The sequence below is a fragment of the Nocardia wallacei genome (genome assembly GCF_029869545.1).
GTDB lineage: Bacteria > Actinomycetota > Actinomycetes > Mycobacteriales > Mycobacteriaceae > Nocardia > Nocardia wallacei_A.
Genome location: NZ_JARWQD010000303.1, coordinates 1 through 25,104, shown reverse-complemented (window position 1 = coordinate 25,104; position 25,104 = coordinate 1). Strand labels below are relative to the sequence as shown.

The 25,104-nt window shown below is 69.2% G+C and carries 16 protein-coding genes, 1 tRNA gene and 1 pseudogene; 11 read left to right on the top strand and 7 right to left on the bottom strand.

What is annotated here, in order from left to right; genetic code table 11:
* A partial coding sequence (locus QH290_RS26540; protein ID WP_280385864.1) for a VirB4 family type IV secretion system protein occupies nt 1-1,949 on the top strand: 1,949 nt, incomplete at its 5' end.
* Between the two features lie 413 nt (nt 1,950-2,362).
* Nucleotides 2,363-2,671, top strand: a complete 309-nt coding sequence (locus QH290_RS26535; RefSeq protein ID WP_280385862.1) for a hypothetical protein — start codon at nt 2,363-2,365, stop codon at nt 2,669-2,671.
* Here the strand turns inward: QH290_RS26535 and QH290_RS26530 are convergent.
* Nucleotides 2,611-3,399, bottom strand: a complete 789-nt coding sequence (locus QH290_RS26530; protein ID WP_280385860.1) for a hypothetical protein — start codon at nt 3,397-3,399, stop codon at nt 2,611-2,613. The two genes, QH290_RS26535 and QH290_RS26530, sit on opposite strands and share 61 nt — an antisense overlap.
* On the opposite strand from QH290_RS26530, the pseudogene QH290_RS38215 reads away from it, so the two are divergent.
* Nucleotides 3,292-3,627 (top strand): annotated as a pseudogene (locus QH290_RS38215) (recombinase family protein); the annotation flags it as partial. The gene QH290_RS26530 and the pseudogene QH290_RS38215 overlap by 108 nt on opposite strands.
* Here QH290_RS38215 and QH290_RS26525 read toward each other — a convergent pair.
* From QH290_RS26525 to QH290_RS26510, 4 genes are all read right to left on the bottom strand, one after another.
* On the bottom strand, nt 3,511-4,077 hold the full coding sequence (locus QH290_RS26525; RefSeq protein WP_280385858.1) for a hypothetical protein: 567 nt from the start codon (nt 4,075-4,077) through the stop codon (nt 3,511-3,513). The pseudogene QH290_RS38215 and the gene QH290_RS26525 sit on opposite strands and share 117 nt — an antisense overlap.
* A 473-nt stretch (nt 4,078-4,550) precedes the next feature.
* Nucleotides 4,551-4,623, bottom strand: a tRNA-Arg gene (locus QH290_RS26520).
* Nucleotides 4,624-4,668: 45 nt separating this feature from the next.
* Nucleotides 4,669-6,180, bottom strand: coding sequence for a flavin-containing monooxygenase (locus QH290_RS26515; protein WP_280385856.1), 1,512 nt, complete (start codon nt 6,178-6,180; stop codon nt 4,669-4,671).
* 103 nt (nt 6,181-6,283) lie between these two features.
* A complete protein-coding gene (locus tag QH290_RS26510; RefSeq protein ID WP_280385854.1) occupies nt 6,284-7,897 on the bottom strand; it encodes a flavin-containing monooxygenase in 1,614 nt (537 codons plus the stop codon).
* Between the two features lie 546 nt (nt 7,898-8,443).
* Between QH290_RS26510 and QH290_RS26505 the strand changes: the two genes are divergently transcribed.
* The 4 genes from QH290_RS26505 (at nt 8,444) to QH290_RS26490 (ending at nt 13,028) form a co-directional block, all read left to right on the top strand.
* On the top strand, nt 8,444-10,078 hold the full coding sequence (locus QH290_RS26505) for a long-chain fatty acid--CoA ligase (protein ID WP_280385853.1): 1,635 nt from the start codon (nt 8,444-8,446) through the stop codon (nt 10,076-10,078).
* Between the two features lie 105 nt (nt 10,079-10,183).
* The gene (locus QH290_RS26500; RefSeq protein ID WP_280266250.1) at nt 10,184-10,654 is read left to right on the top strand and encodes a YiiD C-terminal domain-containing protein; all 471 of its coding nucleotides are present in this window, start codon (nt 10,184-10,186) and stop codon (nt 10,652-10,654) included.
* Between the two features lie 284 nt (nt 10,655-10,938).
* A complete protein-coding gene (locus QH290_RS26495) occupies nt 10,939-12,558 on the top strand; it encodes an acyl-CoA synthetase (RefSeq protein ID WP_280266249.1) in 1,620 nt (539 codons plus the stop codon).
* 92 nt (nt 12,559-12,650) lie between these two features.
* Complete coding sequence (locus QH290_RS26490) at nt 12,651-13,028, top strand: DUF2255 family protein (protein WP_280266248.1); 378 nt, start codon at nt 12,651-12,653, stop codon at nt 13,026-13,028.
* 62 nt (nt 13,029-13,090) lie between these two features.
* On the opposite strand, the gene QH290_RS26485 is transcribed toward QH290_RS26490, so the two are convergent.
* Complete coding sequence (locus QH290_RS26485; protein WP_280266247.1) at nt 13,091-13,483, bottom strand: SCO5389 family protein; 393 nt, start codon at nt 13,481-13,483, stop codon at nt 13,091-13,093.
* Nucleotides 13,484-13,540: 57 nt separating this feature from the next.
* Nucleotides 13,541-14,602 carry a nitronate monooxygenase gene (locus QH290_RS26480; protein WP_280385850.1) on the bottom strand — a complete coding sequence of 354 codons (1,062 nt, stop codon included), beginning with the start codon at nt 14,600-14,602 and terminating at the stop codon, nt 13,541-13,543.
* A 301-nt stretch (nt 14,603-14,903) separates the two neighbouring features.
* Here QH290_RS26480 and QH290_RS26475 point away from each other — a divergent pair, with 301 nt between their 5' ends.
* The 4 genes from QH290_RS26475 to QH290_RS26460 form a co-directional block, all read left to right on the top strand.
* Nucleotides 14,904-15,653: a M23 family metallopeptidase gene (locus tag QH290_RS26475; protein WP_280385848.1), complete on the top strand. Its 750-nt coding sequence runs from the start codon at nt 14,904-14,906 to the stop codon at nt 15,651-15,653.
* Nucleotides 15,654-15,775: 122 nt separating this feature from the next.
* Nucleotides 15,776-16,690 carry a helix-turn-helix transcriptional regulator gene (locus QH290_RS26470; RefSeq protein ID WP_280269751.1) on the top strand — a complete coding sequence of 305 codons (915 nt, stop codon included), beginning with the start codon at nt 15,776-15,778 and terminating at the stop codon, nt 16,688-16,690.
* Nucleotides 16,691-16,916: 226 nt separating this feature from the next.
* The gene (locus QH290_RS26465) at nt 16,917-24,308 is read left to right on the top strand and encodes a non-ribosomal peptide synthetase (RefSeq protein WP_280385846.1); all 7,392 of its coding nucleotides are present in this window, start codon (nt 16,917-16,919) and stop codon (nt 24,306-24,308) included.
* Between the two features lie 175 nt (nt 24,309-24,483).
* Nucleotides 24,484-25,104, top strand: a 621-nt coding sequence (locus QH290_RS26460; RefSeq protein ID WP_280385844.1) for an AMP-binding protein, incomplete at its 3' end; no start/stop codon positions are given.

The window sequence follows — 25,104 nt, the reverse complement described above, 5'->3', positions numbered from 1 at the left end:
CCGCCGGCCCCGGCGAGATCATCACCACCGCCGGCACCGAGCACACCGAGCACGCTGCGGGTCTCGGCGTAGACGAACACGACACCCCGCGCAGTTTCGGGCCCGAGTCCCTGTCGATCGGGACCCGGCACCTCGAACTCGGCTCGGACTGGTCCGCCACCGTCGCAGTGACCGGATTTCCGCGCGAGGTCACCTCGGGCTGGCTGACACCGCTGCTGTCACACCCCGGACGCCTCGACGTCGCCGTGCACGTGGACCCGATCGACCCGGTCACCGCCGCCGGGCGCCTGCGCCGCCAGCTCGCGCGATTGGAGTCGTCCCGTCTGCACGACACCGGGCGGGGCCGGTTCGCCGACCCGCAAGTCGACGTCGCCGTCGAGGACGCCGCCGACCTGTCGGCGCGGGTGGCCCGCGCCGAGGCCCGCCTGTTCCGGGTCGGCGTGTATCTCACCGTGCACGCCGACTCCGAAGCCGAGCTGGCCGACGAGGTCGCCGCGGTACGGGCCCTGGCGGCGAGCCTGCTCATCGACACCTGCCCGCTGACCTTCCGCGCGGCACAATCGTGGGTCACGACATTGCCGCTCGGGCTGGACCTGATCGGGATCGAGCGCACCTTCGACACCAGCGCCCTGGCCGCCGCGTTCCCGTTCGACTCCCCGCAGCTTCCGGTCACCGACCCGATCGCCGCCAGCAGCCCGCGCGGTGTGCTCTACGGGCGTGACGCCGCAGGCGGGCTGGTGTTCGCCGACCGGTTCGCCGCCGAGGCGCACAACCACAATGCGGTGATCCTCGGCCGCAGCGGCGCGGGCAAGTCGTACCTGGCCAAAACCGAGATCCTGCGGTCGCTGTACCGGGGGATCGAGCAGGTGATCATCGACCCCGAGGACGAATACCGGCGTCTCGCTGACGCCGTCGGCGGCACCCACATCTGCCTCGGTGCACCCGGCATCCGGCTCAACCCGTTCGACCTCGACATCCGGACCCGGCCCGACGGCCGCCGCACCGCCCCCTCCGACGCATTGACTCGCCGGAAACTGTTCCTGCACACCCTCATCCGCGTCCTGCTCGGCGACCAGGACCCCACCCGACGTGCGGTCCTCGACACCGCGCTCACCGCCACCTACGCCGCCGCGGGCATCACCGACGAGCCCGCCACCTGGACCCGGCCCGCACCCACCCTCACCATGTTGCGCGACCAGCTCGATCGGCTCGAAACACCGGCCGCGCACGAGCTGGCCGCCGGACTGCATCCGTTCGTCGCTGGGGGCGCGTACGCCGGGCTGCTGGACGGTCCCACTACCGCTGAACCCGACGCCGGGCTGATCGTGTTCTCGCTGCGGGAGCTTCCGGACGAACTCAAGACGATCGGCACCCTGCTGGTCCTCGACGCCACGTGGCGGCGGGTGTCCGACCCAGCCACGAGACGGCCGCGCATGGTCACCGTGGACGAGGCATGGCTGATCATGCGACAACCTGCCGGAGCCGAATTCCTGTACAAGGCAGCCAAGAGCTTCCGCAAACACTGGGCCGGGCTCACCGTCGCTACTCAGGACTCCGCCGACGTGCTGTCGACCGAACTCGGGCGGGCGATTACCTCCAACGCCGCCACTCAGATTCTGCTGCGCCAAGCTCCCCAAGCCATCGATGATGTCGCCGCTGCATTCAAACTCTCCGACGGGGAACAGCAATTCTTGTTGTCTGCCGCCCGGGGAAGCGGACTACTCGCAGTCGGCGGCACCGATCGCGCCGTCTTCGCATCCATGGCCTCCGGCTTCGAAGATCAGTTGATCACCACCATGCCGAGCGAACTCACCACCATCGAAGAGGAAAGCAGCAACGTCGATATCGATGTCGATCTCAGCGCGTTGCCGACCCTGCGTCCTCTCGCTGGTCCCGTCGACCCCGACCCCGATCAAGACGCGATCATTGACGGCCGGGACGCCGCATGAGCCGGGATCTATGCCGCCATTGTTACCTGGCCCGCACATCATGCCCGGACGGGGACACAACCGGCCGCCGGTGGCCCATTGCGGTACCCCGGGCGCGCGCTGAACGCATCGGGCAGCGGTTTTTCGATGGCAGTACGGGCCTGGGGGCCGGTGTCCGGCAGCGGGCCGACAAAAGACACCTGCTTGACATTTCCGGGTGCACGGAGCGTTCATGGCGGTCCGCGTCGGCAATTTACCGACACCCGAATCAGCCCGCAAAGACGAGATATTCGATGACTCGGTTATCCGGTGGCGACGCGAAAAGAAACCCGAGAAAACATTCCGTTCCGAATTCGGGGCGGAAACCGTCTGCCGAACCGGCACCGTAATTGCGGTCCGGTGCCGGTTCGGCAGATGCAGGGAAAGGAGAGTCGATGGAAGAGAACCCTGCGGACAGAACGGTCGTGCCGCTACACGGCAGAGACGGGTCCCGCCGACCGCGCCGCCCCCGCCATACGCCGGACGCCGCCGACGCGCGAGTCGGCGATCTGACGGTGTCGTTCCAGGTGCGCTACGTCCACGGTGCCGAGGCCGAACGGGTCGCCGCCACGCAGGCGCGGGCGATCGCCGCCCTGCTGCGATGGGCGGCCACCATCCCCGAACCGGGTGTGGTCGATCTCGATCAGGTCGTGGAGCCCTGCACCGTGCCGGGCCGCGACAGTGACGAGGAGGCCGCCGCATGAGAGTGCCCGGTTTCGATAGCGCCGCAAGCGAATCCATGGGCCTGGCTGCGCTCGGTGAACCCGCGCAGATACCGGTGGCGGTGTTCTTGCGGACCTCGACACGGGATCTGCAAGACCCGACGCTGTCGTTGCCGCGTCAGCTGGACAACTGCCGCAAAGTGCTGCCGTCGCAGTTTGTGATCGTTGCGTTCTTCTACGACGTGGAGTCCTCGCGCAAGGATCTCGACCAGCGCGGGTTCGGCCATGCGCACGAGGCGTTCGACATCCCGATTCCTCGCGACGGGGGCCTGGCCGATCTGCTGGCCGAGGCACGCCACCCGAACCGCCGGTTCGAGGCAGTCGTGGTCGAGGAGATCGAACGCGCGGCCCGCTGGACGCATCAGTCCACCCAGCTCGAACACGAGCTGGAAACCGTGGGCGTGCCGCTGTTCGCCGCCGACGAGGGCCCGATCGCGCTGACCGAGAAGCGCGCCACCCAGATCCTGGTCCGCCGGATGAAACAGGGGGTGGGCGAATGGTTTCTGCGGCACACCCTCGAACAGTCCTGGGACGGGTTCCGCACCCACACTCACCAGGGCTGGAACATCGGCAAAGCCTGCCACGGCTACCTCAACGACTTCGTGCCGCACCCCGTCGCCGCCAAACGGGAAGAGGGACGTACCAAATCCCGGCTGATCGTGGACCCCGAACGCTCGCTCGCGGTGGTGCGGATCTATCAGTGGCGGCACGACGAACGCCTCGCCTACAAGGTGATCGCGGAACGGTTGAACGACGACCTCGACCGCTACCCGCCGCCGCGCCCCAATCGCGGTGAGCGGGCCAGGGGCTGCTGGACGACGTCATCGGTGCGGGAGATCCTGATCAATCCCAAATACACCGGGTACATGGTGTGGAACCGGCGCGCCAGCAAGAAGGGCGGGCGGCTCAACCCGCCCGAGAAATGGATCTGGTCCCCCGAACCGACCCACGAGCCACTGGTCACCCGCGAGATGTGGACGGCGGTGCAGCAGCTCGCCGCCGCCCGGCAGGGATCGCGGATGAGCGGCAAGAACTCCCACCCGGCCACCCGCCGCACGTACGTGCTGCGGTACTACGTGCACCACGGGCAGTGCGCGAAACGCATGTTCGGCAAAACCCGCAAGGGTCACGCCTACTACACCTGCCAGCCGCAACTCGATCGCGTCGGTAACCCCGCCGCCTACAAGGATCACCCCCGAGCGGTGTACGTGCGCGAAGACAAGCTCCTGGACTGCGTGCAAACATTCTTCAACGAGCGCGTGTTCGGCCCCGACCGCACCGCACTGCTGCGCCACCAGCTCCGTGGTCACGACTCCAGCGACCGCCACGACATCGAGCAGAAGATCGCCGCGATCGAGAAGACCATCACCGACATCGCCCGCCGCCAAAACAACCTGCTCGACGAACTCGAAAACCGGACCGTCTCCGGCAGCGACGCGACCGCCGACGCCTGGGCCGAACGCCTACGAAACCGCTTCGCCGATCTCGAAAACGACCGCCGCACCAAACAAGCCGAACTCGACACGCTGCGTGAACGGGCCGCACGGGAACAACCCCACCAGCCCGACCTGATCCAGGAAATACCCACTCTCACACTGAAACTCACCGATGCCCCCGACGCTCTGCAACGCGACCTATACGCCGCGTTCGGCATCAAAGTCGTCTACGACCACGACACCCGGCATGTCTCCATCCACGCCACCATCACCACCGATACACTGCCCGGCATCACCCAAGCCACCACGGCGCTGAACGCCCACAACACCGGCAGTGCGCCCCCAGGGCCGACACCCGAACCCCCGGCACCACGCCGGGCAACCACCCAGCGTGGCACTACAACAACAGTTGCCCATGTTTTACGTGCCCCCGGCAGGATTCGAACCTGCGACACCCGCTTTAGGAGAGCGGTGCTCTATCCCCTGAGCTACGAGGGCGGATCGGTTGCTTGGGTGCTGACCGGGTCCGGGCTAGGGCGGAGTTTACCCGGTGGGTCGGGGATCGTCGGCATCGCGGTTGGGGGGTGGCGAGGCGGGGGTGGTGGCCTCGTCGTAGGCGGTGGGGTCGAAGCGGCGGGTCTTCCAGCGGAACAGGACGGTGGCGCCGGGCCAGTTGTTGGTGATGCGGCCGGAGGCGTTGCGGTACCAGCTGGAGCAGAAGTTCCAGGGGGTGTCCTTCAGGCGCCGCTGTAGCCAGTCGTCCCAGGACTGCTCGGCGGCGGGGCGGGCCGCGAGGAAGTGGCCGGGGCGATCGGCCAGGTACCGCACGGCCTGGCGGATGTAGCGGGCCTGCGATTCCAGCATGTAGATGATCGAACCGGCGCCGACGTTGGTGTTCGGGCCGTACATCATGAACAGGTTCGGGAACCCGGGCACCGACATGCCCAGGTAGGCGCGGGCGCCCTCGGGGGACCACTCGTCGGCGAGCTTGCGGCCGCCGAGGCCGTAGATGTTCATCGGCGCCAGGAATTCGGTGCCCTTGAAGCCGGTGCCGTAGACGATCACGTCGACCTCGTGCTCGACGCCGTCGGCGGTGCGGATGCCGGTCGGGGTGATCGCCTCGATGCCGGTGGTCTCCACCGTGACGTTGGGTTGCCCGAGCGCGGGAAAGTAGTCGTTGGAGAACAGCCCGCGCTTGCAGCCCGCCGCGTAGTCGGGGGTCAGCTTGCGGCGCAGCTCCGGGTCCGGAACCTGTTGTGCGCGATGGCGATCCGCGATCGCGATGACCGGCTTTTTGATGGCCGGGATGTCGGTGAGCGCCAGCGACATCACCTCGAAGAACGTCCAGATGGCGAAGCGCTCGGCCAGGCGGCTGGGCGGGAAGTACTTGAACAGCGCGTGATGCGTTGCGGTGTACTCGGTATCGAACTTGGGCAGTACCCACGCGGCCGAGCGCTGGAACAGCGTGAGGTGCGCGACCTTCGGCTGGATCGCCGGAATGTATTGGATCGCACTGGCTCCCGTGCCGATGCAGGCGACCCGCTTGCCGGTGAGATCGACGCTGTGGTCCCATTCGGCGGAGTGGAACGCGGCGCCGGTGAAGGTGTCGATGCCCGGGATGCTCGGCATCGCCGGGCGCGACAGCTGGCCCACCGCGGGTATCAGGATGTCGGCGGTCAGACTCGCGCCGTCGCGGGTGCGGACCTGCCAGACCCCCTGTCGCTCATCGAATTCCGCATCGGTGACCTCGGTCCCGAAACGGATCTTCGCGGGCAGGCCGTACTTCTCCGCCACCGAACGCATATAGGCGTGGATATCGGCCTGCCGCGAAAACCGCCGCGGCCAATCGGATTTCGGCTCGTACGACCACGAGTACAGCGGGGAGGGCACGTCGCAGGCGGCGTCGGGGTAGGTGTTCTCGCGCCACACGCCGCCCAGATCGTCGGCCTTCTCCAGGATCGTGAAATTGTCCAGCCCGGCGCGCTGCAGTTCCAGCGCCATGCCGAGCCCGGCGAATCCGGCACCGATGATGAGGATGGACGGAGTGCGAGTCATACCACGAGGTTAAGTGTTCCCGCCCTCGGGGACGAAGAGATCAACGGTCAGCGGATCCATATTTTCGGCCACGGGGTTCCGGGTAATCGCGCAGGTCACCAGCCTATTGCGCGCGCAACTCGAACCCCGGGTACCCGCCGTCGCGCTCGGCGTCGCAGTGCCGCCGATAGGTGCCGAAGCCGCCCAGGTAGGGCATGAACACCCGCTTCTTGCCGCTGACATTGGCACCCAGATACCAGGAGTCCGCCCGGACGAACAGCGTGCCCGCGGCCACCTCGCCCAGATGGTCGGTCCACCGGGCGGCCGCGTCGGCGCGGGCCTCGGCCCGCACGACGCCCGTCCGCCGGGTGTGCTCGATCAGGTCGAAGACCCAGTCGATCTGCTGTTCCGAGTGCAGGACCATATTCGCGAGCACGGAGGGCGTGCCGATGCTGTTGATGCTGAACATGTTCGGGAACCCCGGCAGCCCGAATCCCAGGTAGGTGACCGGCCCGTCGCCGAGCGCGTCCCGAATGTGTACCCCGCCCGCGCCGCGGATGTCGATGCGCAGCAGGGCGCCGGTCATCGCGTCGAAACCCGTGGCGTAGACGAGCGTGTCGAGTTCGACCAGGCCCTGCGCGGTCCGGATCCCGTCCGGGACGATCTCCTCGATCGGCTCGCGCCGCAGGTTCACCAGTCGGACGTTGGGCTGGTTGAACGTCTCGTAGTAGCCGGTATCGGTGCAGATGCGCTTGGTGCCGATCGGGTGGTCGTCCGGGATCAGATCGGCGGCGACCCGGGGATCGTCGACGCGGGCGCGGATCTTGGCCTCGGCGAACTCGCGCACGATGTCGTTGGCCGCCAGATCGCTGTTCTGGTCCGGGAAGACCTTGTTGAACAGCACGCCGCCGCCGTTCCAGCGCTCCTCCATGGCGGCGACGCGCTCGTCGTCGGTGCACTCCAGGGCCCGGCGCGGATGTCCCTCGTGCGGGGTCGCGGCGGGTGCGTAGGCCGACTTCCGCCGTCGCGCAGCGTATTCCGCGCGGATGCGCCGCTGATCGTCGGCGGTGAGCGGCCGATTCGGGCACGGCACACTGTAATTCGCGGTGCGCTGGAAGACCGTCAGCTGCGCGCATTCGCGGGCGATGATCGGTGTGATCTGAATGCCGGAGGAGCCGGTGCCGATCACCCCGACCCGCTTGCCCCCGAACGAGACTCCGGCGTCGGGCCAGCGCGAGGTGAACAGCTCCTCACCCGCGAAGGTGTCGACACCGGGGATATCCGGCCGGATCGGCGCGGACAGGCACCCGGTGGCGAAGACGACGAATCGCGCACGGTGGCGGGCGCCGTCGTCGGTGCGCAGCGTCCAGGTGGCGGTGGCCTCGTCGAACCGCGCCGCGGTCACCGTCCGCCCGAAGTGGAAGTGCCGCAACAGATCGAACCGCTCGGCCACGTGCTCGAGGTAGGCGAGAATCTCCGGCTGCGCGGCGAACTTCTCGCTCCAGCGCCAGCTGCTCTGCAGATCCTCGTCGAAGGAATAGGAGTAGTCGATGCTCTCCACATCGCAGCGGGCGCCGGGGTAGCGGTTCCAATACCAGGTGCCGCCCACGCCCGCCGCCGCCTCGATGCCGATCACGTCCAACCCGGAACGAACCGCGCGGTGCACTCCGTAGAGTCCGGCGAATCCGGCTCCGACGATGATCACGTCGTGGATGTCCTGCTCGGCACGGTCCTGCATGTGTTCCCTCTCCGACGGGCGGCGCGAAGAAGTTTCGTATCGCCATATTTCTTCCAGGAATATCTGCCGGTGTGCGTCGCGGGGAGGTCGTGTCCCGGTGATCAGGACGATCGGCGGGCCCGGTTCGGCGGTTCGACTGGACAGGCGACCGCTGGCGTCCCTAGTATTTCTCACTAGGAAATTGCTCGAAATGGCCTGTCCTGGTGCGGGTTTGGTGATTCGGCGGTGCCGCAGGGGGTGTCGTCGCAAGATTCGGCTCGCATCGGACGGTCTGCCGGTCGGTTGCTCGCGTCGGGTGTGACGATCGGCAGTGGGCGGCCGCGCGCGGCGAAGGTGGGGTTCGTCGCCTGCGGCCGCCCTTTCTCCTGATCGCCCGTCGATAACCGTGGCCCGCACGCTCCCTGACCCGGTCGTCCCATGTTTCCGCTGTTCGCGCGGCGTGTTGTGCGGGCGGCCGACTTCGGTCGAGGGGGCTACCGGCGAGTTCGAATTCGGCTATCCTCGCGGCAGTGTGACCTCGTTCACTGGTGAGGAGTGGCGTTTCAGATGTTGAGCACGATGCAGGACGAACAGCTGTCGCTGGCGACATTGCTGCGGTACGCGACGACGTTCCACGGTGACGCCACGGTGTCGACGTGGACCGGCGACGGCGTGCGGACCACGACCTATCGCGAGCTGGGTGTGGAGTGTGCCCGGCTGGCCAATGCCCTGCGCGGCCTGGGGATCGGCGAGGGCGATCGGGTCGGCACGTTCATGTGGAACAACACCGAGCACATGGCGGCCTATGCGGCGGTGCCCGCGATGGGTGCCGTGCTGCACGCGCTCAATATCCGGTTGTTCCCGGAGCAGCTGGTCTACGTGGCCAACCACGCCGAGGATCAGGTCGTGATCGTGGACGGGTCGCTGGTGCCGATGTTCGCGCAGTATCTGCCCGGCATGAAGACGGTGCGTCACGTGCTCGTCGCCAACGGTGACCCGGCGAACCTGACCGCGCCCGCGGGCGTGCAGGTGCATTCGTATGCGGAACTGCTTGCCGCGCAACCGGATACGTTCGACTATCCGGTGCTCGACGAACGCGCCGCGGCCGGTATGTGCTACACCTCCGGCACCACCGGCGACCCGAAGGGCGTGGTGTACTCGCACCGCTCCAACTGGCTGCACGCCATGCAGGTGATCTCGCCGAACAGCATGGGGTTCACCGCGCAGGACACCGTGCTGACGATCGTTCCGCTGTTCCACGCCAACTCGTGGGGCATCCCGTACGCGGCCATGATGGCCGGTGCGAGCCTGCTGATGCCCGACCGTTTCCTGCAGCCCGCGCCGCTGCTGCAGATGATGGCCGCGCAGCGGCCGAGTTTCGCCGCGGCGGTGCCGACCATCTGGGGCGGGGTGCTGGCGGGCCTGGAGGCGCAGCCGCAGGACATCTCGCATCTGCGCACCTGCGTGGTCGGCGGTTCGGCGGTGCCGCCCGCCATGATGCGGGCCTTCCAGGAGAAGTACGGCGTGCGGCTGCTGCACGCCTGGGGGATGACCGAGACCTCCCCGCTGGGCAGCGTCGGCCATCCGCCCCGGGGCGCCGAGGGCGAGGACGAGTGGGCCTACCGCTACACCCAGGGCCGGTTCCCGGCAGCGGTGCAGGCGCGGCTGGTCGCCGATGACGGCACGGTGCAGCCCAACGACGGGGAAGCGTTGGGGGAGTTGGAGGTTCGCGGCCCGTGGATCACCGGCTCGTACTATTCGCCGCAGGGCGCCGAGGTGGATCCGGACAAGTTCCACGACGGCTGGCTGCGCACCGGCGACGTCGGCAAGATCAGCCCGGACGGCTATCTGACGCTGGTCGACCGGTCCAAGGACGTGATCAAGTCCGGCGGGGAATGGATCTCCTCGGTCGATCTGGAGAACGCGATCATGGGCCACCCGGCCGTCGCGGAGGCGTCGGTGATCGGCATTCCGGACGAGAAGTGGGACGAGCGGCCGCTGGTGGCGGTCGTGCTCAAGGAGGGCGGCACCGCCGAGCCCGCCGACCTGCGTGAGTTCCTCGCGGACAAGTTCGCCAAGTGGCAGCTGCCCGAGTACTGGACCTTCATCGACGAGATCCCCAAGACCAGCGTCGGCAAATTCGACAAGAAGCGGCTGCGCGCCCGCTACGCCGACGGGGAACTGAAGGTGGTCGGCCTGTAGTTCATAGCTGCCGGGTACGTCCTGTTGGCGTTGTGTCAACAGGATGTACCCTGGGCGCACCGGTCCGGTGACCGGGCACGTGGTGGTGCGCAGGAAGGATGCTTCATGGCCGAGACGAACAGCGACGCTCCGGCGTTCGCGGACATGGTGAACGGGGCGCTGGAGTTCACGATTCCGATCGCGCACAAGATGGGTGTCCAGGCGCTCGAGGTGCGGCCGGGATTCGCCGCGACCACGGTGCCGATCGAGGGCAACGGCAACCACTTCGGTGTCATGTACGCGGGCGTCCTGTTCACCGTCGCCGAAATCCTCGGTGGCGCAATCCCTATCGCCACCTTCGACAATGCGAAGTACTACCCGCTGGTGAAGGATCTGCAGATCTTCTTCCGCAAGCCCGCCAAGACCGATGTGCGTGCCGAGGCGTCGCTGTCGGAGGAGGAGATCGCCCGCATCACCGCCGACGCCGAGGCCAACGGGAAGGCGGATTTCACCCTCGAGGCGACGGTGACCGATGCCGACGGTGTCGTGGTCGCCGAGACGCAGGGCTTGTATCAGCTGCGTACGCACGGCAAATAGGTGTTCCGGCCAAAAGCGTGCCGGAATAAGTGGGGTGTGGGCGTGCCGGAAAATGAGAGCGGGGTACGGGCGTGCCGGAAATGGGAGTGGGGTGCCGGTAATGAGGGTGTGTGGGCGTGCCGGAAGAAGCGGGTGCGGGCGTTCCGGGAATGAGGGTGGGGTGTGGGCGGGCCCCGGGTTAACCTGGGGACGCATGCCGTAGGCGGGTGGACGAGGAGGTCCGGCATGGTTTCATTGCGTGCTGCGATTGCGCGAGATATTCGGTGCGGCAAGGGGGTTGGGCAATGACTATTACTCTGCTGCGGACGCTGGGCACCCGGGTGTGGACGGAGCTGGAGTACCTGCGGCTGTGCGTGACCAGCGGGCTGGTCGGCATCGAATCGCCGATGACGCTGCTGTCGGCGGGTGCGGCGCTGCTGCGATACGGCGGTTTGCCTGCGCTGCTGACGCTTTCGGCGGCCCGCTACGGCGATCGCACCGCGCTGATCGATGAGCTGGGCGCGCTCAGCTATCGAGACCTCGATGAACGCAGCAATCGGTTGGCCAACGAGTGGCGCAAGCGCGGGCTGCGGTCGGGCGAGGGCGTGGCGATCCTGGCCCGCAACCACCGCGGGCTGCTGGACGCGGTGTTCGCCGCCGGCAAGTGCGGCGCCCGGATCATCCTGCTGAACACCGATTTCGCGGGCCCGCAACTGCGCGACGTCGCCACCCGCGAGGGAGCCGACCTGCTGGTTTACGACGAGGAGTACGAGCCGATCCTCGGCGACCTGAGCCCGCGCCGCGGCGCCTACCGCGCCTGGACGGACACCAGCCATCCGAGCAGCATCGAATCCCTCATCGCCGCAGGCTCGTCCGAGTCGCCACCCGCGTCCGGACCGGGTTCCAAGATCATTCTGCTGACCAGCGGCACCACCGGCACCCCCAAGGGCGCGCCGCGATCGGAACCGCGGTCGCTGGAGCCGCTCGGCGCGGTGCTGAGCCGGGTGCCCTTCCGCACCCGCGAGGTCACCGAATGTCCGGCGCCGCTGTTCCATACGCTCGGATTCGCCATGTCGCTGCTGGCCATCGGCTTCGGCTCCACGCTGGTGATCCGCCGCCGCTTCGATCCGCAGCAGGTGGTCGACAGCATGTCCCGCCACCGGGCGACCGCGCTGATCGCGGTGCCGGTGATGCTGGCCCGCATCGTCGAACTGGGCCCGCAGGCCCTGACCGGCCGCGACCTGTCGAGGCTGCGCATAGTCTTCGTGGCGGGATCGCAGCTCGGCGCCGACCTGTGCCGCCGGGTGACGGCCCTGTTCGGCCCGGTGGTCTACAATCTCTACGGCTCCACCGAGGTCGCGTACGCCAGCATCGCCACCCCCGCCGATCTCGCCGAGGAGCCCGGTTGCGTGGGCAAACCGGTGCTCGGCGCGGTGGTGAAAATCTTGGACGATTCCGGTGCCGAGGTGCCCGCCGGTGTCACCGGGCGCATCTTCGTCGCCAATGCCGCGCAGTTCGAGGGCTATACCGGCGGTGGTGGGAAGGAGCGGGTCGGCGGCCTGATGTCCTCCGGCGATGTCGGCCACTTCGATTCCGCCGGTCGACTGTTCATCGACGGCCGCGACGACGACATGATCGTCTCCGGCGGCGAGAACGTCTTTCCCGGCGAGGTAGAGGAACTGCTCAACGCGCACAACGGAATTCGCGAGGCCGCCGTGATCGGCGTTCCCGACGACGAATTCGGTGCCCGCCTGGCCGCCTATGTCGTCCGCGACGAGCAGGCGCTCACCGTCGACGACATCCGATCCCACGTCAAGGCGAACCTGGCGCGCTACAAGGTGCCCCGCGAGGTGGTCTTCGTGGAGGAACTGCCCCGCAACCCCACGGGCAAGATCCTCAAGCGCAAACTGCGCGAGCTGTACTGATTGCCGACGCGGTGGTGTCGCAGCCGGGACCTGTGTCGATGAGAGGGAAAGATACTTTCCAGCTCACCACGGGACCCGGAAGGAGATCGCCGATGGCGAAGTGGACAGCCGACGAGCTCAACAGGATCGCGGACACCGAGGAACTGCAGTTGGCGGCGGCGGGACGGGACGGAACCCTGCGCATGCCGGTGACGATCTGGGTGGTGCGGCACGGCCGCGATCTCTATGTGCGCTCGGTGAACGGACCGGACGCGGCGTGGTATCGGACGGCCACCGACAGCCGTCGCGGCCGGATCCGTGCGGGCAGCATCGATCAGGATGTCACCTTCGTCGATGCCGATCCCGATCGCAACGACGAGATCGATACCGCCTACGCCACGAAGTACCAGCGCTACGCCGCCAGCATCATCGCCGAAATCACCGGCACCAGAGCGCGATCCACCACGCTCAAGCTGCTGCCACAGAGTTGATGTGTGAGCACACGAAACCGGCGCGGGCGGAAGGGGATCGCCTGCGCCGGTCTCGTATCCGGTTAGCAGTTACGCAGTTCCGGGCTCTGGTTGAGCAGCTGAGCGCGGGTCGAGATGAACCTCGTGTAGGTGTCGCCACCGACCTCCGACAGCGGGAACGCCGCTACCCGGTGGCAGTTCTGGAACGCGAGCTTCACGCCGAAGTGCCGCTCGAGGCCGCCGCGGATGGAGTCGGACGCCATGGCGCGCAGCAGCTGGCCGCGGGCCGTCTCGTCCGGCGGGGGTACCTGGTTGTCGGCGAATTCGGCTGTGCCGGAACGCAGATCGGCTGCCACCCTGCTGACCACCTCGTAGGCGTAGGGCAGTGAGTTGCGGACGCATTCGACGAACTCGTCGTCGGAGACCTCACCGCGTTCGGCGCGTTCGAGCAGTGCGGTAGGTACGTCGAGTGACATAACGCTCTCCTCATGGGATGGCGGATGATGTCATATGATTCTAAACGAAAAAGGTTGTCAACAATCCTGGATTCTGCGCGAAAGTGCCGGACTCAGAGCGCTTTTCATCTCGGCGGACAGGGCGCGCACGAGGTCCGCGGCGGGGAGATCGCCGGTCAGCGTATGGGTCTGACCTGCCCAGAGGTTCACCGCGTCGGCGTTGCCGTCGGCCCGCGCCTGCTTGCGTAACGGCCCGGTGGCGTAATGGATTTCGGGGTAGGCGGCGGGCGCGTCGGGATGATCGAGGATGAACCGGTTGCGCAGTCCGCGCGCCCGGCGGCCGCTGAAGGCCCGCGTCAGCATCGTCGGGGTGTCGATGGCCAGGGCGTCGCGATGCAGTTGCGCCGTCCCGGCCTCTGGGCAGTTCAGGAAGGCCGTGCCCAGCTGTGCGGCCGCCGCACCGGCCACCAGCACCGCGGCGGCACCCGCGCCCGTGGCGATGCCGCCCGCCGCCACCACCGGCCGGTCGGTCGCGCCGGTGAGCAGCTGGAGCAGCGCCAGCGTCGACAGGGGATCGGCCCCGTCGTCCTCGGGCCGATCCACGAACGTCGCCCGATGCCCGCCCGCCTCGGCGCCCTGGGCGATCAGCACGTCCGCGCCCGCCTCGACCGCGATGCGCGCCTCGCCGACCGAGGTGATCGTCACCCACGCCTCCGATCCGACGGCGTGCAGCCGGCCCACCTCCGCGGCCGACGGGCAGCCGAAGGTGAACGACACCACCGGCACCGGATCGGCGACCAGGGCGTCCAGCTTGGCGTCCCAGTCGTCGGTGTCGAACCTCGCGTCGCCGAGCGGGAAGCTGCGGCCGACCTGTTCCAGGTAGCGGGAGAACCGTTCGGCGGGCGTCGGCGCGCCCGGAACGAACAGGTTCACGCCGAACGGGGCGGTGTCGGCGCCCGCCTCCGACAGCAGGGCCCGGGTGCGCACGATGCGGTCGGCGGTCTCATCCGCGCTCAGGTAGCCGGTGGCGAGGAAGCCCAGCCCGCCCGCGGCCGACACCGCGGCGGCGAGTTCGGGGGTGGAGGGTCCGCCGGCCATCGGCGCCAGCACGATCGGGGTTCGCAGCTCGTCGATGATCACCTCTCCAGTCTGGCGTATGTAACGGTCGCCCAGGACAGTGATACCCCTCTCACCTGGACTTTTTCTCCGGAAGGTTGCGAAAAGGTCACGGCGGAGTACAGTTTGCGTCACAGCGTATGCCGAATCGTTACCGAATTAGAGGTTTCGGCCCGGCGGCGCCCCCGACGTTGATCGACGCTTAGGACGAGCCTTGCCGCAGCACCGTGAGACCTCCAGTTCCGTATCTGTTCAGGACCTGCTCGGAGATGGTGCTGCCGGTCGGCCGAACCGGCACCGTGCCGAGCCGCGTACCGCCGACCGGATGAAGCTGGCGGCCAGCGCGGCCGTCGCGGCGGGCGCCATCGTCGGCACCGCCGCGCAGCTCGCCCACGCCGCGCCGCTGCTGCCGGTCACGCACGACAGCACCAACACCGACGACGTCGCGCTCGAGGCGGCCTCGGAGCCGGTCGAGCCCGCCCGGGCGGCCGCCGCCGCGCCCGTCGCGGCCGAGGCCCCGGCGCCCGCCCCGGTGGAGGCGGTGCCCGTCGCCGCCCCCGCGCCGCCCGCACCGTTCGGGCTACAGAATCTACCGCCGGAGGTCGCCGGGCCGCTGTCGCATGCCGAGCAGGTCATCAAGGGTCTGCAGAATCAGGTCGCCCCGGCCCCCGCGGTGCGCCCGGTCGCCGGTGTCGTCAGCTCCGACTTCGGCTCCCGCTGGGGATCGTTCCACTACGGTGTCGACTTCGCCGATTCGCTCGGCGCCCCGATCCGCTCGGTGGCCAGCGGCACCGTGATCGAGGCCGGACCGGCCTCCGGGTTCGGCCTGTGGGTGCGGGTGCGCCACGACGACGGTGCCACCGCCGTCTACGGCCACGTCAACGACATCCTCACCAGTGTCGGCCAGCGCGTGAACGCCGGCGACGTCATCGCCACGGTCGGTAACCGCGGCAATTCCACCGGTCCGCACCTGCACCTCGAGATCTGGGATCCCAGCGACGTGAAGATCGATCCCACGCCCTATCTGGCCAGCAAGGGTGTCATCCTGTCGCAGCAGTCGTGGGGACCCGAGTAATCGTCGCGGGTGTCAACGGTCGCGCGTTGACGCGGCCGGCGGTTGTGGGGGCTGGTGATGTGACAGGTTTATACGAATTGTTCGATTCCAGGTCTCTGCAGGGACGCGCGTACGCCGCCCTCGTGCAACACCCCCGGTCCAGCCTGATCGAGCTGGCGTCCTATCTGGAATGCCCGCTGGAGGTTGCGGAGGCGTCGCTCGACCGGCTGTGTGAACTGCAGGCGGCGGTGCGCATCGATACCAACGGCCGCACCGTATGGGACGCACACGCTCCGGAGGCGCTGTCGGAGGCCGAGTCCCGGCGCCGCCAGGGCGAGACCGCCCGCATGCACGCGGCGGCGGCCCGGCTGGGGGAGACGTTCCGCTCGGTGCGGCGCACCGTCCGCGGCGGCGGCACCATCGTGCCGATGTACGAAACCCGGGAGCTGGTCGCCGAATTCGAGGATCTGCAGCGGGCGGCCCGCAGCAGCGTGCGCCTGGTGGAGCGCGGGCCCTACATCTGCGACCTGGACAAGGCCGAGCGGATGTTCGAGCTGAAGTCCGCGCGCATCGACGCCGGAATTCGCTATCAGACCCTGTATCAGGACACCGTCTACCAGGACCCCGACCGGCTGCGGCACGCCCTGGCCACCAATTCCGCCGGGGCGCAGGCGCGCACGCTGCCCGATCCGCCGCTGAAGGTGCTGATCGTCGACGGCGAGCGGGCCAGCCTGATGCTGCACCACGACGAGCGGCGCGGCGATCCGATGGGCCTGCGCATCGGCCCGTCGCCGACGCTCGACCTGCTGGTGCGCACCTTCGACGTGCTGTGGTCGCTGGCCGCCCCGATCTCGGTGAATCCGAGCGAACCGCTGGACGAGCGCGACCGCGCGATCCTCACGCTGATGGGCCTGGGCGCGACCGACGACACCATCGCGCGCCGGCTGGGCATGTCCCGGCGGACCGTGGTGCGCCGCACGGCGAGCCTGCTGGAGCGGCTCGGTGCGAGCACCCGCTTCCAGGCGGGCGTGCAGGCCATCCGGCGCGGGTGGCTGTAAACTCACGCCTCCTGGGCGGCGTGGCCGGAGGACGCGGAGCGCTGTGATGCAGGCCACTGAATTCGAGACTCGGCGCAACATCCGGGCACCCTCGTACCGATGAGTAGAGGGAGCTCGCGCAGCCACCGCGGTGCACCGTAACCCCGATATGATTGCTCGGACCGTGCGAGGGGCGCCGATACTCGGCCGTGCGGGCCCGCTGGACGCGAGAGGTGAATGCACTCGAATGGAAACTGCCCGCCGATCCGCTCGAGGTGGTCGTCGCCGCCGGTCGGGTGGCCCGCTGTTCGGCCAGCTGCTCACCGCCGCGGTGGAGTCCGCAGCCGACTCGGTGGCGATCCGGTACGCCCCGGCCGATGATCCCGGCGAGGCGCGCGAACTCACCTATCGCGAGCTGGACGAGGCGTCCTCGCGGCTCGCGCGCGAACTGATCGACCGCGGCGTCGGCGCGGGCGACGTGGTCGCCATCGGCATCACCCGGTCGATCGAGTCGGTGCTGTCGGTCTGGGCGATCGCCAAGACCGGCGCGGCCTACGTTCCGGTGGATCCGACCTACCCGGCCGAGCGCATCGCGCACATGGTCTCCGACTCCGGCGCGGTGATCGGCCTGACCGTCTCCGCGCACCGGGCGGCGCTCGGCACCGGCGTGTACTGGCTGGAGCTCGACGACCCGGTGGTGCGTGACCGGGTGGCGGCGCGGCCGTCGCACCCGATCTCCTACACCGATCGCGTGCGCCCGCTCACCGAGCTGCATCCCGCCTATGTCATCTATACCTCGGGGTCGACGGGGCGGCCGAAGGGCGTCGTGGTCACCCATGTCGGGCTCGGCGCGCTGGTGGCCGCGGAGCGCGAACACTATGGGGTGGGCGAGGATTCGCGGGTCATGCACGTGTGCTCGCCGAATTTCGACGTGTCGGTGCTGGAGCTGATGCTCACCTTCTCGACGGGCGCGACGCTGGTGGTCTCGCCGCCGGAGGTGTTCGGCGGGTACGAACTGGCGGACCTGCTGCGCCGGGAACGGGCCACGCACATGCTGATCACGCCCGGTGCCCTGGAATCGGTGGATCCGACCGGCCTGGACGATATCGAGACCGTGATGGTCATCGGTGACCGGTTCGGCCCGGAGCTGGTGGGCCGGTGGGCGCGGGACGGGCGGACGTTCGTCAACGGCTACGGCCCGACCGAGGCCACGATTCTGGTGACCTCCACCGCGCTGGCCCCCGGCGAGCCGATCACGATCGGCCCCGCGATTCCGGGAGTCGGTGTGTTCGTGCTGGATTCGCGGTTGCGGCCGGTGCCCGCCGGGGTGGTGGGCGAGCTCTACCTGTCGGGTCCGGCGCTGGCGCAGGGATATCTCGGGCGGCCCGGCCTGACGGCGGGACGGTTCGTCGCGAGCCCGTTCGGCGCGGAGACCGGCACCCCGGGTGCCCGGCTGTATCGCACCGGAGATCTGGTGCGGCGCAACGAATCCGACGGCGGAATCGAGTTCCTGGGGCGCTCGGACTTCCAGGTGAAGGTGCGCGGCTTCCGGATCGAGCTCGGTGAGATCGACAACGCGCTGACCGAGCATCCGGACGTCGATTTCGCGGCCACGCTCGGCCGCCCGCTGCCCTCGGGCGGCAGTACGCTGGTGTCGTACGTCCTGCCGCGCGCGGGGGCGACGCTCGACACCGGCGAGCTGGCCGATTTCCTGTCGAACTCCTTGCCCGCGTACATGATTCCCGCATTGATCATGGTGCTGGACGAGATCCCGCTGACCCCCATCGGCAAGCTGGATCGCGCCCGGCTGCCCGAACCGGCGTTCGCCGTGCGGGAATTCCGGGCGCCGTCCACCCCGGTGGAGGAGATCGTCGCGGACGTCTTCGCGGCGCTGCTGGGCCCCGGGACCCCGCTGGAGCGGTCGGCCCCGGGCGAGGCGGCGCAGGCGGCCGCGGACGGGGTGCCCGGGGCGGCGCCGGGCCGGGTGGGTGCCGATGACGATTTCTTTGCGCTGGGCGGTAATTCGCTGCTCGCCGCGCAGGCGGCCGCGCGCATCGGCTCCGCGCTCGACGTCCGGGTTCCCGTGCAGCTGTTGTTCGAGGCGCCGACGGTGGCCGCGCTCGCCGAACGCGTGGAGCGCCATGCGGGTTCGGCCGCGGGGCAGCAGCTGCGGCCGATGCCGCGCCCCGAGCGGATCCCGCTGTCGTATGCGCAGCAGCGGATGTGGTTCCTCAATCGCTTCGATCCGGCGGGCGCGGTCAACAACATCCCCGTCGCCGTCCGGCTGACCGGAGCGCTGGATCTCGGGGCCCTGCGCGCCGCGGTGCGCGACTTGGTCGAGCGGCACGAGGTGCTGCGCACCGTCTACCCGGAACTCGACGGCGAGGGCTATCAGCTGGTGCTGCCGGTCTCGGATTCCCGTGCGGTACCGGAACTTTCGGTGATCGACGCGGCGGAGGAGCAGGTGCCCGCGCTGGTCGCCGAGACGGTGACGGGCGGATTCGACGCCACCGCCGCGCCGCCGGTGCGGCTGCGCGTGCTGCGCCTCGCCGACGACGACCACGTGCTGGTGTGCGTGGTCCACCACATCGCCGGCGACGGCTTCTCGATGGGCCCGCTGACGCGCGACCTCATGACCGCCTACCTGGACCGGGTGCGCGGCGGCGCGCCGGAGTGGGCGCCGTTGGCGGTCCAGTACGCCGACTACGCGCTGTGGCAGCGCGAGACGCTGGGCGCCGAGGACGATCCGGAATCGGTTCTGGCGCAACAGATCGAGTTCTGGCGGCGGCAACTGGCGGCGCTCCCCGAACAACTGGATCTGCCCGCCGACCGGCCCCGCCCGCTCGCGGCCACCTACCACGGCGCGACCGTCGGCTTCGAGATCGACACCGAGGTGCATACCGCGCTGAGTGGCCTTGCGCACGACCATAATTCGACGCTGTTCATGGTCGTGCACGCGGCCCTCGCGACACTGCTGGCGCGGCTGTCGGGCACCCGCGACATCGCGATCGGCACCCCCATCGCGGGCCGCGGCGAGGCCGAACTCGACGACCTGATCGGGATGTTCGTCAACACGCTCGTGCTGCGTACCGAGATCGATCCGGGCGCGCGGTTCGACGAGCTGCTGTCCGCGGTCCGCGCCACCGACGTGGCGGCCTTCGGGCATGCGGACGTGCCGTTCGAGCGGCTGGTGGAGCTGCTGGATCCGGCGCGGTCGGCGGCGCGGCATCCGCTGTTCCAGGTCATGCTGACCTTCCAGAATCTGGCACAGACCCATCTGGAACTGCCGGGCCTGGCGGTGTCCGGCGTGGATCTGGCCGTGCCGCTGGCCAAGTTCGACCTGCAGCTGGCGCTGGCCGAGCGCACCGACGAACGCGGTGCGCCGCAGGGCATCTCGGCGGCATTCACCTATGCCACCGACCTGTTCGACGAGGCCACCGTGCAGGATTTCGCCGATCGGTTCCAGCGCCTGCTGGGCGCGATCGCCACCGATGCCGGTGCGGTCGTCGGCGATATCGACGTGCTGGCGCCCGGCGAGCGGGAACTGGTACTGCACGAATGGAATTCGCCCGGCGCCCAGGTGCCGCCGGTGACCCTGGTGGATCTCATTGCGGCACAGGCGCATCGGCGCCCGGATGCGACAGCGATCCGTTACGAGGATGCCACGCTGTCCTTCGGCGAGCTGCAGCGGCGGGCGAACCGGGTCGCCCGGGCCCTGATCGCCCGGGGCGTCGGGCCGGAATCGCTGGTGGCGGTGGCGATGCCGCGGACCGAGGAGCTGCCGGTGGCGCTGCTCGGCGTGCTGATCGCCGGTGCGGGTTATCTGCCGATCGATACCGCCTACCCGGCGCAGCGGCTGGAGTTCATGCTCTCCGATGCCGTGCCCGCCTGCGTGCTGACCACCGTGTCGGAACGAGAAGCACTGCCGGTGAACGACATTCCGGTGGTGCTGCTCGAGGAGAGTGCCGATCTCTCTGACGCACAAGTGACCGATGCCGAACGGGTCGCGCCGCTGCGGCCGGGCAATCTTGCCTACGTCATCTACACCTCCGGCTCCACCGGTGTGCCGAAGGGCGTCGGCGTCGCGCACCGCAATGTGCTGGAATTGTTCGCCAACACCCAGCTGCTGTTCGATTTCGACGAGACCGATGTGTGGACGCTGTTCCACTCCTCCGCCTTCGACTTCTCGGTGTGGGAGCTGTGGTGCGCGCTGGCCAACGGCGGCGCGGTGGTGGTCGTCGACTTCCTGACCTCGCGGTCGCCGGAGTTGTTCCGCGAGTTGCTGATTCGCGAACAGGTGACGGTGCTGAACCAGACGCCGTCGGCGTTCTATCAGCTGGCCGAGGCCGATCGGGCCGCACATGCGGGCGGGGCGGGCAAGTTCGCGCTGCGCTACGTGGTGTTCGGTGGTGAGGCGCTGGACCTGCGCCAGCTGCAGCGCTGGTACGAGCGGCACGCCTCGGATGCGCCGCAGTTGGTGAACATGTACGGCATCACCGAGACGACGGTGCACGTGTCGTTCCTGGCCGTGGACGAGCGGCTGGCCGATATCCCGGCCAGCGTCATCGGCCGCGCGCTGCCGGGTCTGGACGCGTACGTGCTCGACGACCGGCTGCATCCGGCGCCGGTCGGGGTGGCCGGGGGCCTGCACATCAGCGGCGACCAGGTGTCGCGTGGATACCTGGGCCGCCCCGGCCTGACCGCCACGCGGTTCGTGGCGAACCCGTTCGGCCCGGCCGGGTCGCGCATGTACCGCACCGGCGATATCGGCCGGTGGGCAGGGTTCGGCGGCGAGGCGAATCTGGAGTACGCCGGGCGCAGCGACCAGCAGGTGCAGCTGCGCGGATTCCGGATCGAGCTCGGCGAGATCGAGGCGGCGCTGCTGCGCTGCACCGGCGTCAGCCAGACCGTCGTGCTGGTGCGCGCGGACGAGCAGGCCGGGGATCGGCTCGTGGGATACGTTGTGCCGGAAGCGGGTTCGCAGCTCGACTCGGCCGAGCTGCGGACACGGGTGGCCGATTTCCTCACCGCCTACATGGTTCCCGACGCCGTCGTGGTGCTCGACGCGCTGCCGCTGACGGCCAACGGCAAGCTCGACCGCAGGGCGCTGCCCGCGCCGGAGTTCATCGGGTCGGCCGCGTTCCGGGCGCCGGGCACCCCGATCGAGCAGGCCGTCGCCGAGGTGTTCGCCGGGCTGCTCGGCGCCGGCGAGGTCGGCCTGGACGACGACTTCTTCGCGCTCGGTGGTAATTCCCTGCTCGCGACCCGCGCGGTGGCGCGGATCAACGAGGCGCTGGACTCGAACGTCGTGGTGCGCGAGGTCTTCGAGGCGCCGACGGTCGCCGCGCTGGCGGCGCGGATCGTGCCGGGTGCGGCCGCGGGCGTGGCACGCCCGAAGCTGGCGCCCGCACCGCGGGCCGACCGGATCCCGCTGTCGCTCGCCCAGCAGCGGATGTGGGTCATCAACCAGCTCGATCCCGAATCGCCGTCCTACAACATCCCGTTGGCGGTCCGCCTGACGGGCGCGCTGGACGTGGCGGCGTTGCGCCGGGCGGTCACCGATGTGCTGGAGCGGCACGAGGTGCTGCGCACTCGCTATCCGGCCGGTGGTCCGGGCGGCTTGCCCTACCAGGAGATCCTGTCGGCCGCCGAGGCATTGCCCGAGGGGCTGCCGGTGCGGACCACCGGCGACCCTGTCGGTCACATCACGTCGCTGATGTCCACGGGATTCGATGTGACGCAACAGGTTCCGGTGCGTGCGGTGCTGCTGGAGCAGGGCGACGACCACCTGCTGACCCTGGTGCTGCATCACATCGCCGGTGACGGCGCCTCGCTGGCCCCGCTGGCGCGCGACGTGATGACCGCGTATCTGGCCCGCCGCGAGGGCCGCGAACCGGGTTGGGCGCCACTGGAAGTGCAGTACGCCGACTTCGCCGTGTGGCAGCGCGGCGTGATCGGCACCGACGACGAACCCGATTCGATCGCGGCCCGGCAGCTGGACTACTGGCGCGGGCAGCTCGCCGGAATCTCCGGCGCCACACTGCTCGCGCCGGACCGCCCGCGCCCGCCGGTGTCGACGATGCGGGGCGGCCAGGTCGGCTTCGAGCTGCCCGCGGCGGTGCACGAGGGACTGCTGCGCATTGCGCGCGAACATAATTCGTCGCTGTTCATGGTGGTGCACGCGGCGCTGGCGGCGCTGCTCGCCCGGCAGTCGGGCAGCGCCGATGTCACGGTCGGCACGCCGATCGCGGGCCGCGGCGAGCGCGCGCTCGACGATCTGGTCGGCATGTTCGTCAACACGCTCGCGCTGCGCACGGGAGTCAGCACCGCCGACACCTTCGACGCCCTGGTCGAAAAGGCGCGGGAGACCGATCTTTCCGCGTTCGCGAACTCCGATATCCCCTTCGAGCGGGTGGCCGAGGTGGTCTCGCCGGGCCGCTCCGGGGAGCAGAGCCTGTTCCAGGTGATGCTGTCGTTCCAGAACACCGAGCAGCCGACACTCGAACTGCCGGACCTCACCGTCGCGGCGCTGGACACCGATGCGGTGATGGCGAAGTTCGACCTGCAGGTGATCGTCGAACCGCGGCACGACGCGACCGGCGCACCCGCCGATCTGATCACCGTATTCACCTATGCCGCGGACCTGTTCGACGAGTCGACGATGCGGGCGCTGGGCCGCCGCTTCGAACGGATCCTGGCCGCGGTGGCCGACGATCCGCAGGTGCTCGTCGGCGATATCGACCTGCTGGACGAGCACGAGCGGGCGCGTGTCGATGTGATGTCGGCCGAGCCCGTGGAGCGGGTGTCGGCGAACGGCACCGCGCTGCCGCAGGCATTGACGGCCATCGTGGAGGACGACCCCGACGGTCCCGCACTGACTTTCGGCGAAGACGCCGTGACCTATCAGGAACTCGACGCGCGGTCCTCGCGGCTGGCCCGGGTGTTGATCGGGCGCGGCTGCGGCCCGGGCACGGGTGTGGCGGTGCGGCTCGACCGCGGCGTGGACGCGGCCGTGGCCGGTTGGGCCGTGCTGAAGGCCGGGGCCGCGGTGGTTCCGGTCGGCGACGGCGCGGAACTGCCTGCGGCACTGGAGATCAAGGTCGGGCTCACCGCCGGGTCGGTGCCCGCGGGCGGCGGCATCGACTGGCTGCTGCTCGACGATCCGGCCGTGGTGGCCGAGGTCGCCGGGGAATCGGCGCGGCCGGTCACCTACGCCCATCGGACGCGGCCGCTGCGCGGTGCGGATCCGGCCCGCGCGACGGCCGCGGACGGCCTGAGCTACGACGAGCTGGCGGCGGCCGTCGACCGGCTGCGCACGCGCACGGATCTGACGTTCGAGTCCCGGACATTCCGGCAGGGGCCCGCGGACGGCATCGGTGCGCTGCTGGAGATGGCGGCCGCGGGTGTCGCCGGCGCGTCGCTCGTGCTGCCGAGCGCGGTCACGAGCGAGGCGCTGGCCGACGAGTGGGTGACGCACCTGTTCGGCGACGCGTCCGGGCTCGCCGAACTGGATCCGGAGCCCCTGGAGGATCTGCGGGCCGTCGTGGTCGAGCAGGGCCCGGCACCGGCGGCCTTCGGCGCCGCCGAGGCCGTGGTGGTGCTGGGCGAATTGTTGCCCGGTTATAGCGTACGGCCCTGAAAACTTCGTGACCCAGAGTTCTGGGGCATGCGTTACCAGGGAAGATGCGGTATGTGCGCGAACCAGGCATGATCGGTGAGATTCGGCGCGAGCAGGGAAAAGGTTGCAGTGTGATGTTCGGCAGTGATGCGAGCGGGCGGGACGGCCGGTCCCCGAGCCAGGGCCGGGTGTTTGTGTGAACCGTCCGGTACGCCGACGGCCCACCCGCGCCCGGCGCTCACGCGTCACGACGCTGCCGCGGCTGCTGACGACGGCCGTCGAAACGAATCCGGACGGCACCGCGCTGGTGTTCGCCGATGCCTCCGCGACGGTCGCGGAGTTGACCTATGCCGAACTCGACGAGCGGTCGACGCGGCTGGCGCGTGTGCTGATCGAGCGTGGGGTGGGCCCGGAGGATCTGGTTGCCGTGGGTATTCCGCGGTCGGTGGATTCGGTGGTGGCGGTGTGGGCGGTGGCCAAGGCCGGTGCCGGGTTCGTGCCGGTGGATCCGAATTATCCGGCGGAGCGGGTCACGCACATGGTCGCCGATTCCGGTGCGGCGCTGGGGCTCACGGTGTCCACGGTGCGCGACGGCCTGCCCGCTGATATCGACTGGCTGGTGCTCGACGGCGGGGACCTGCGGCTGGAACAACGCTCGGTGGAGCCGATCACGAACGCCGATCGTCTGCGTCCGTTGCGGGCGGAGCATCCGGCGTATGTGATTTATACGTCGGGGTCGACGGGTCGGCCGAAGGGTGTTGTTGTTACTCAGGCTGGTTTGTCGGGTTTTTGTGATGAGCAGCGTGAGCGGTATCGG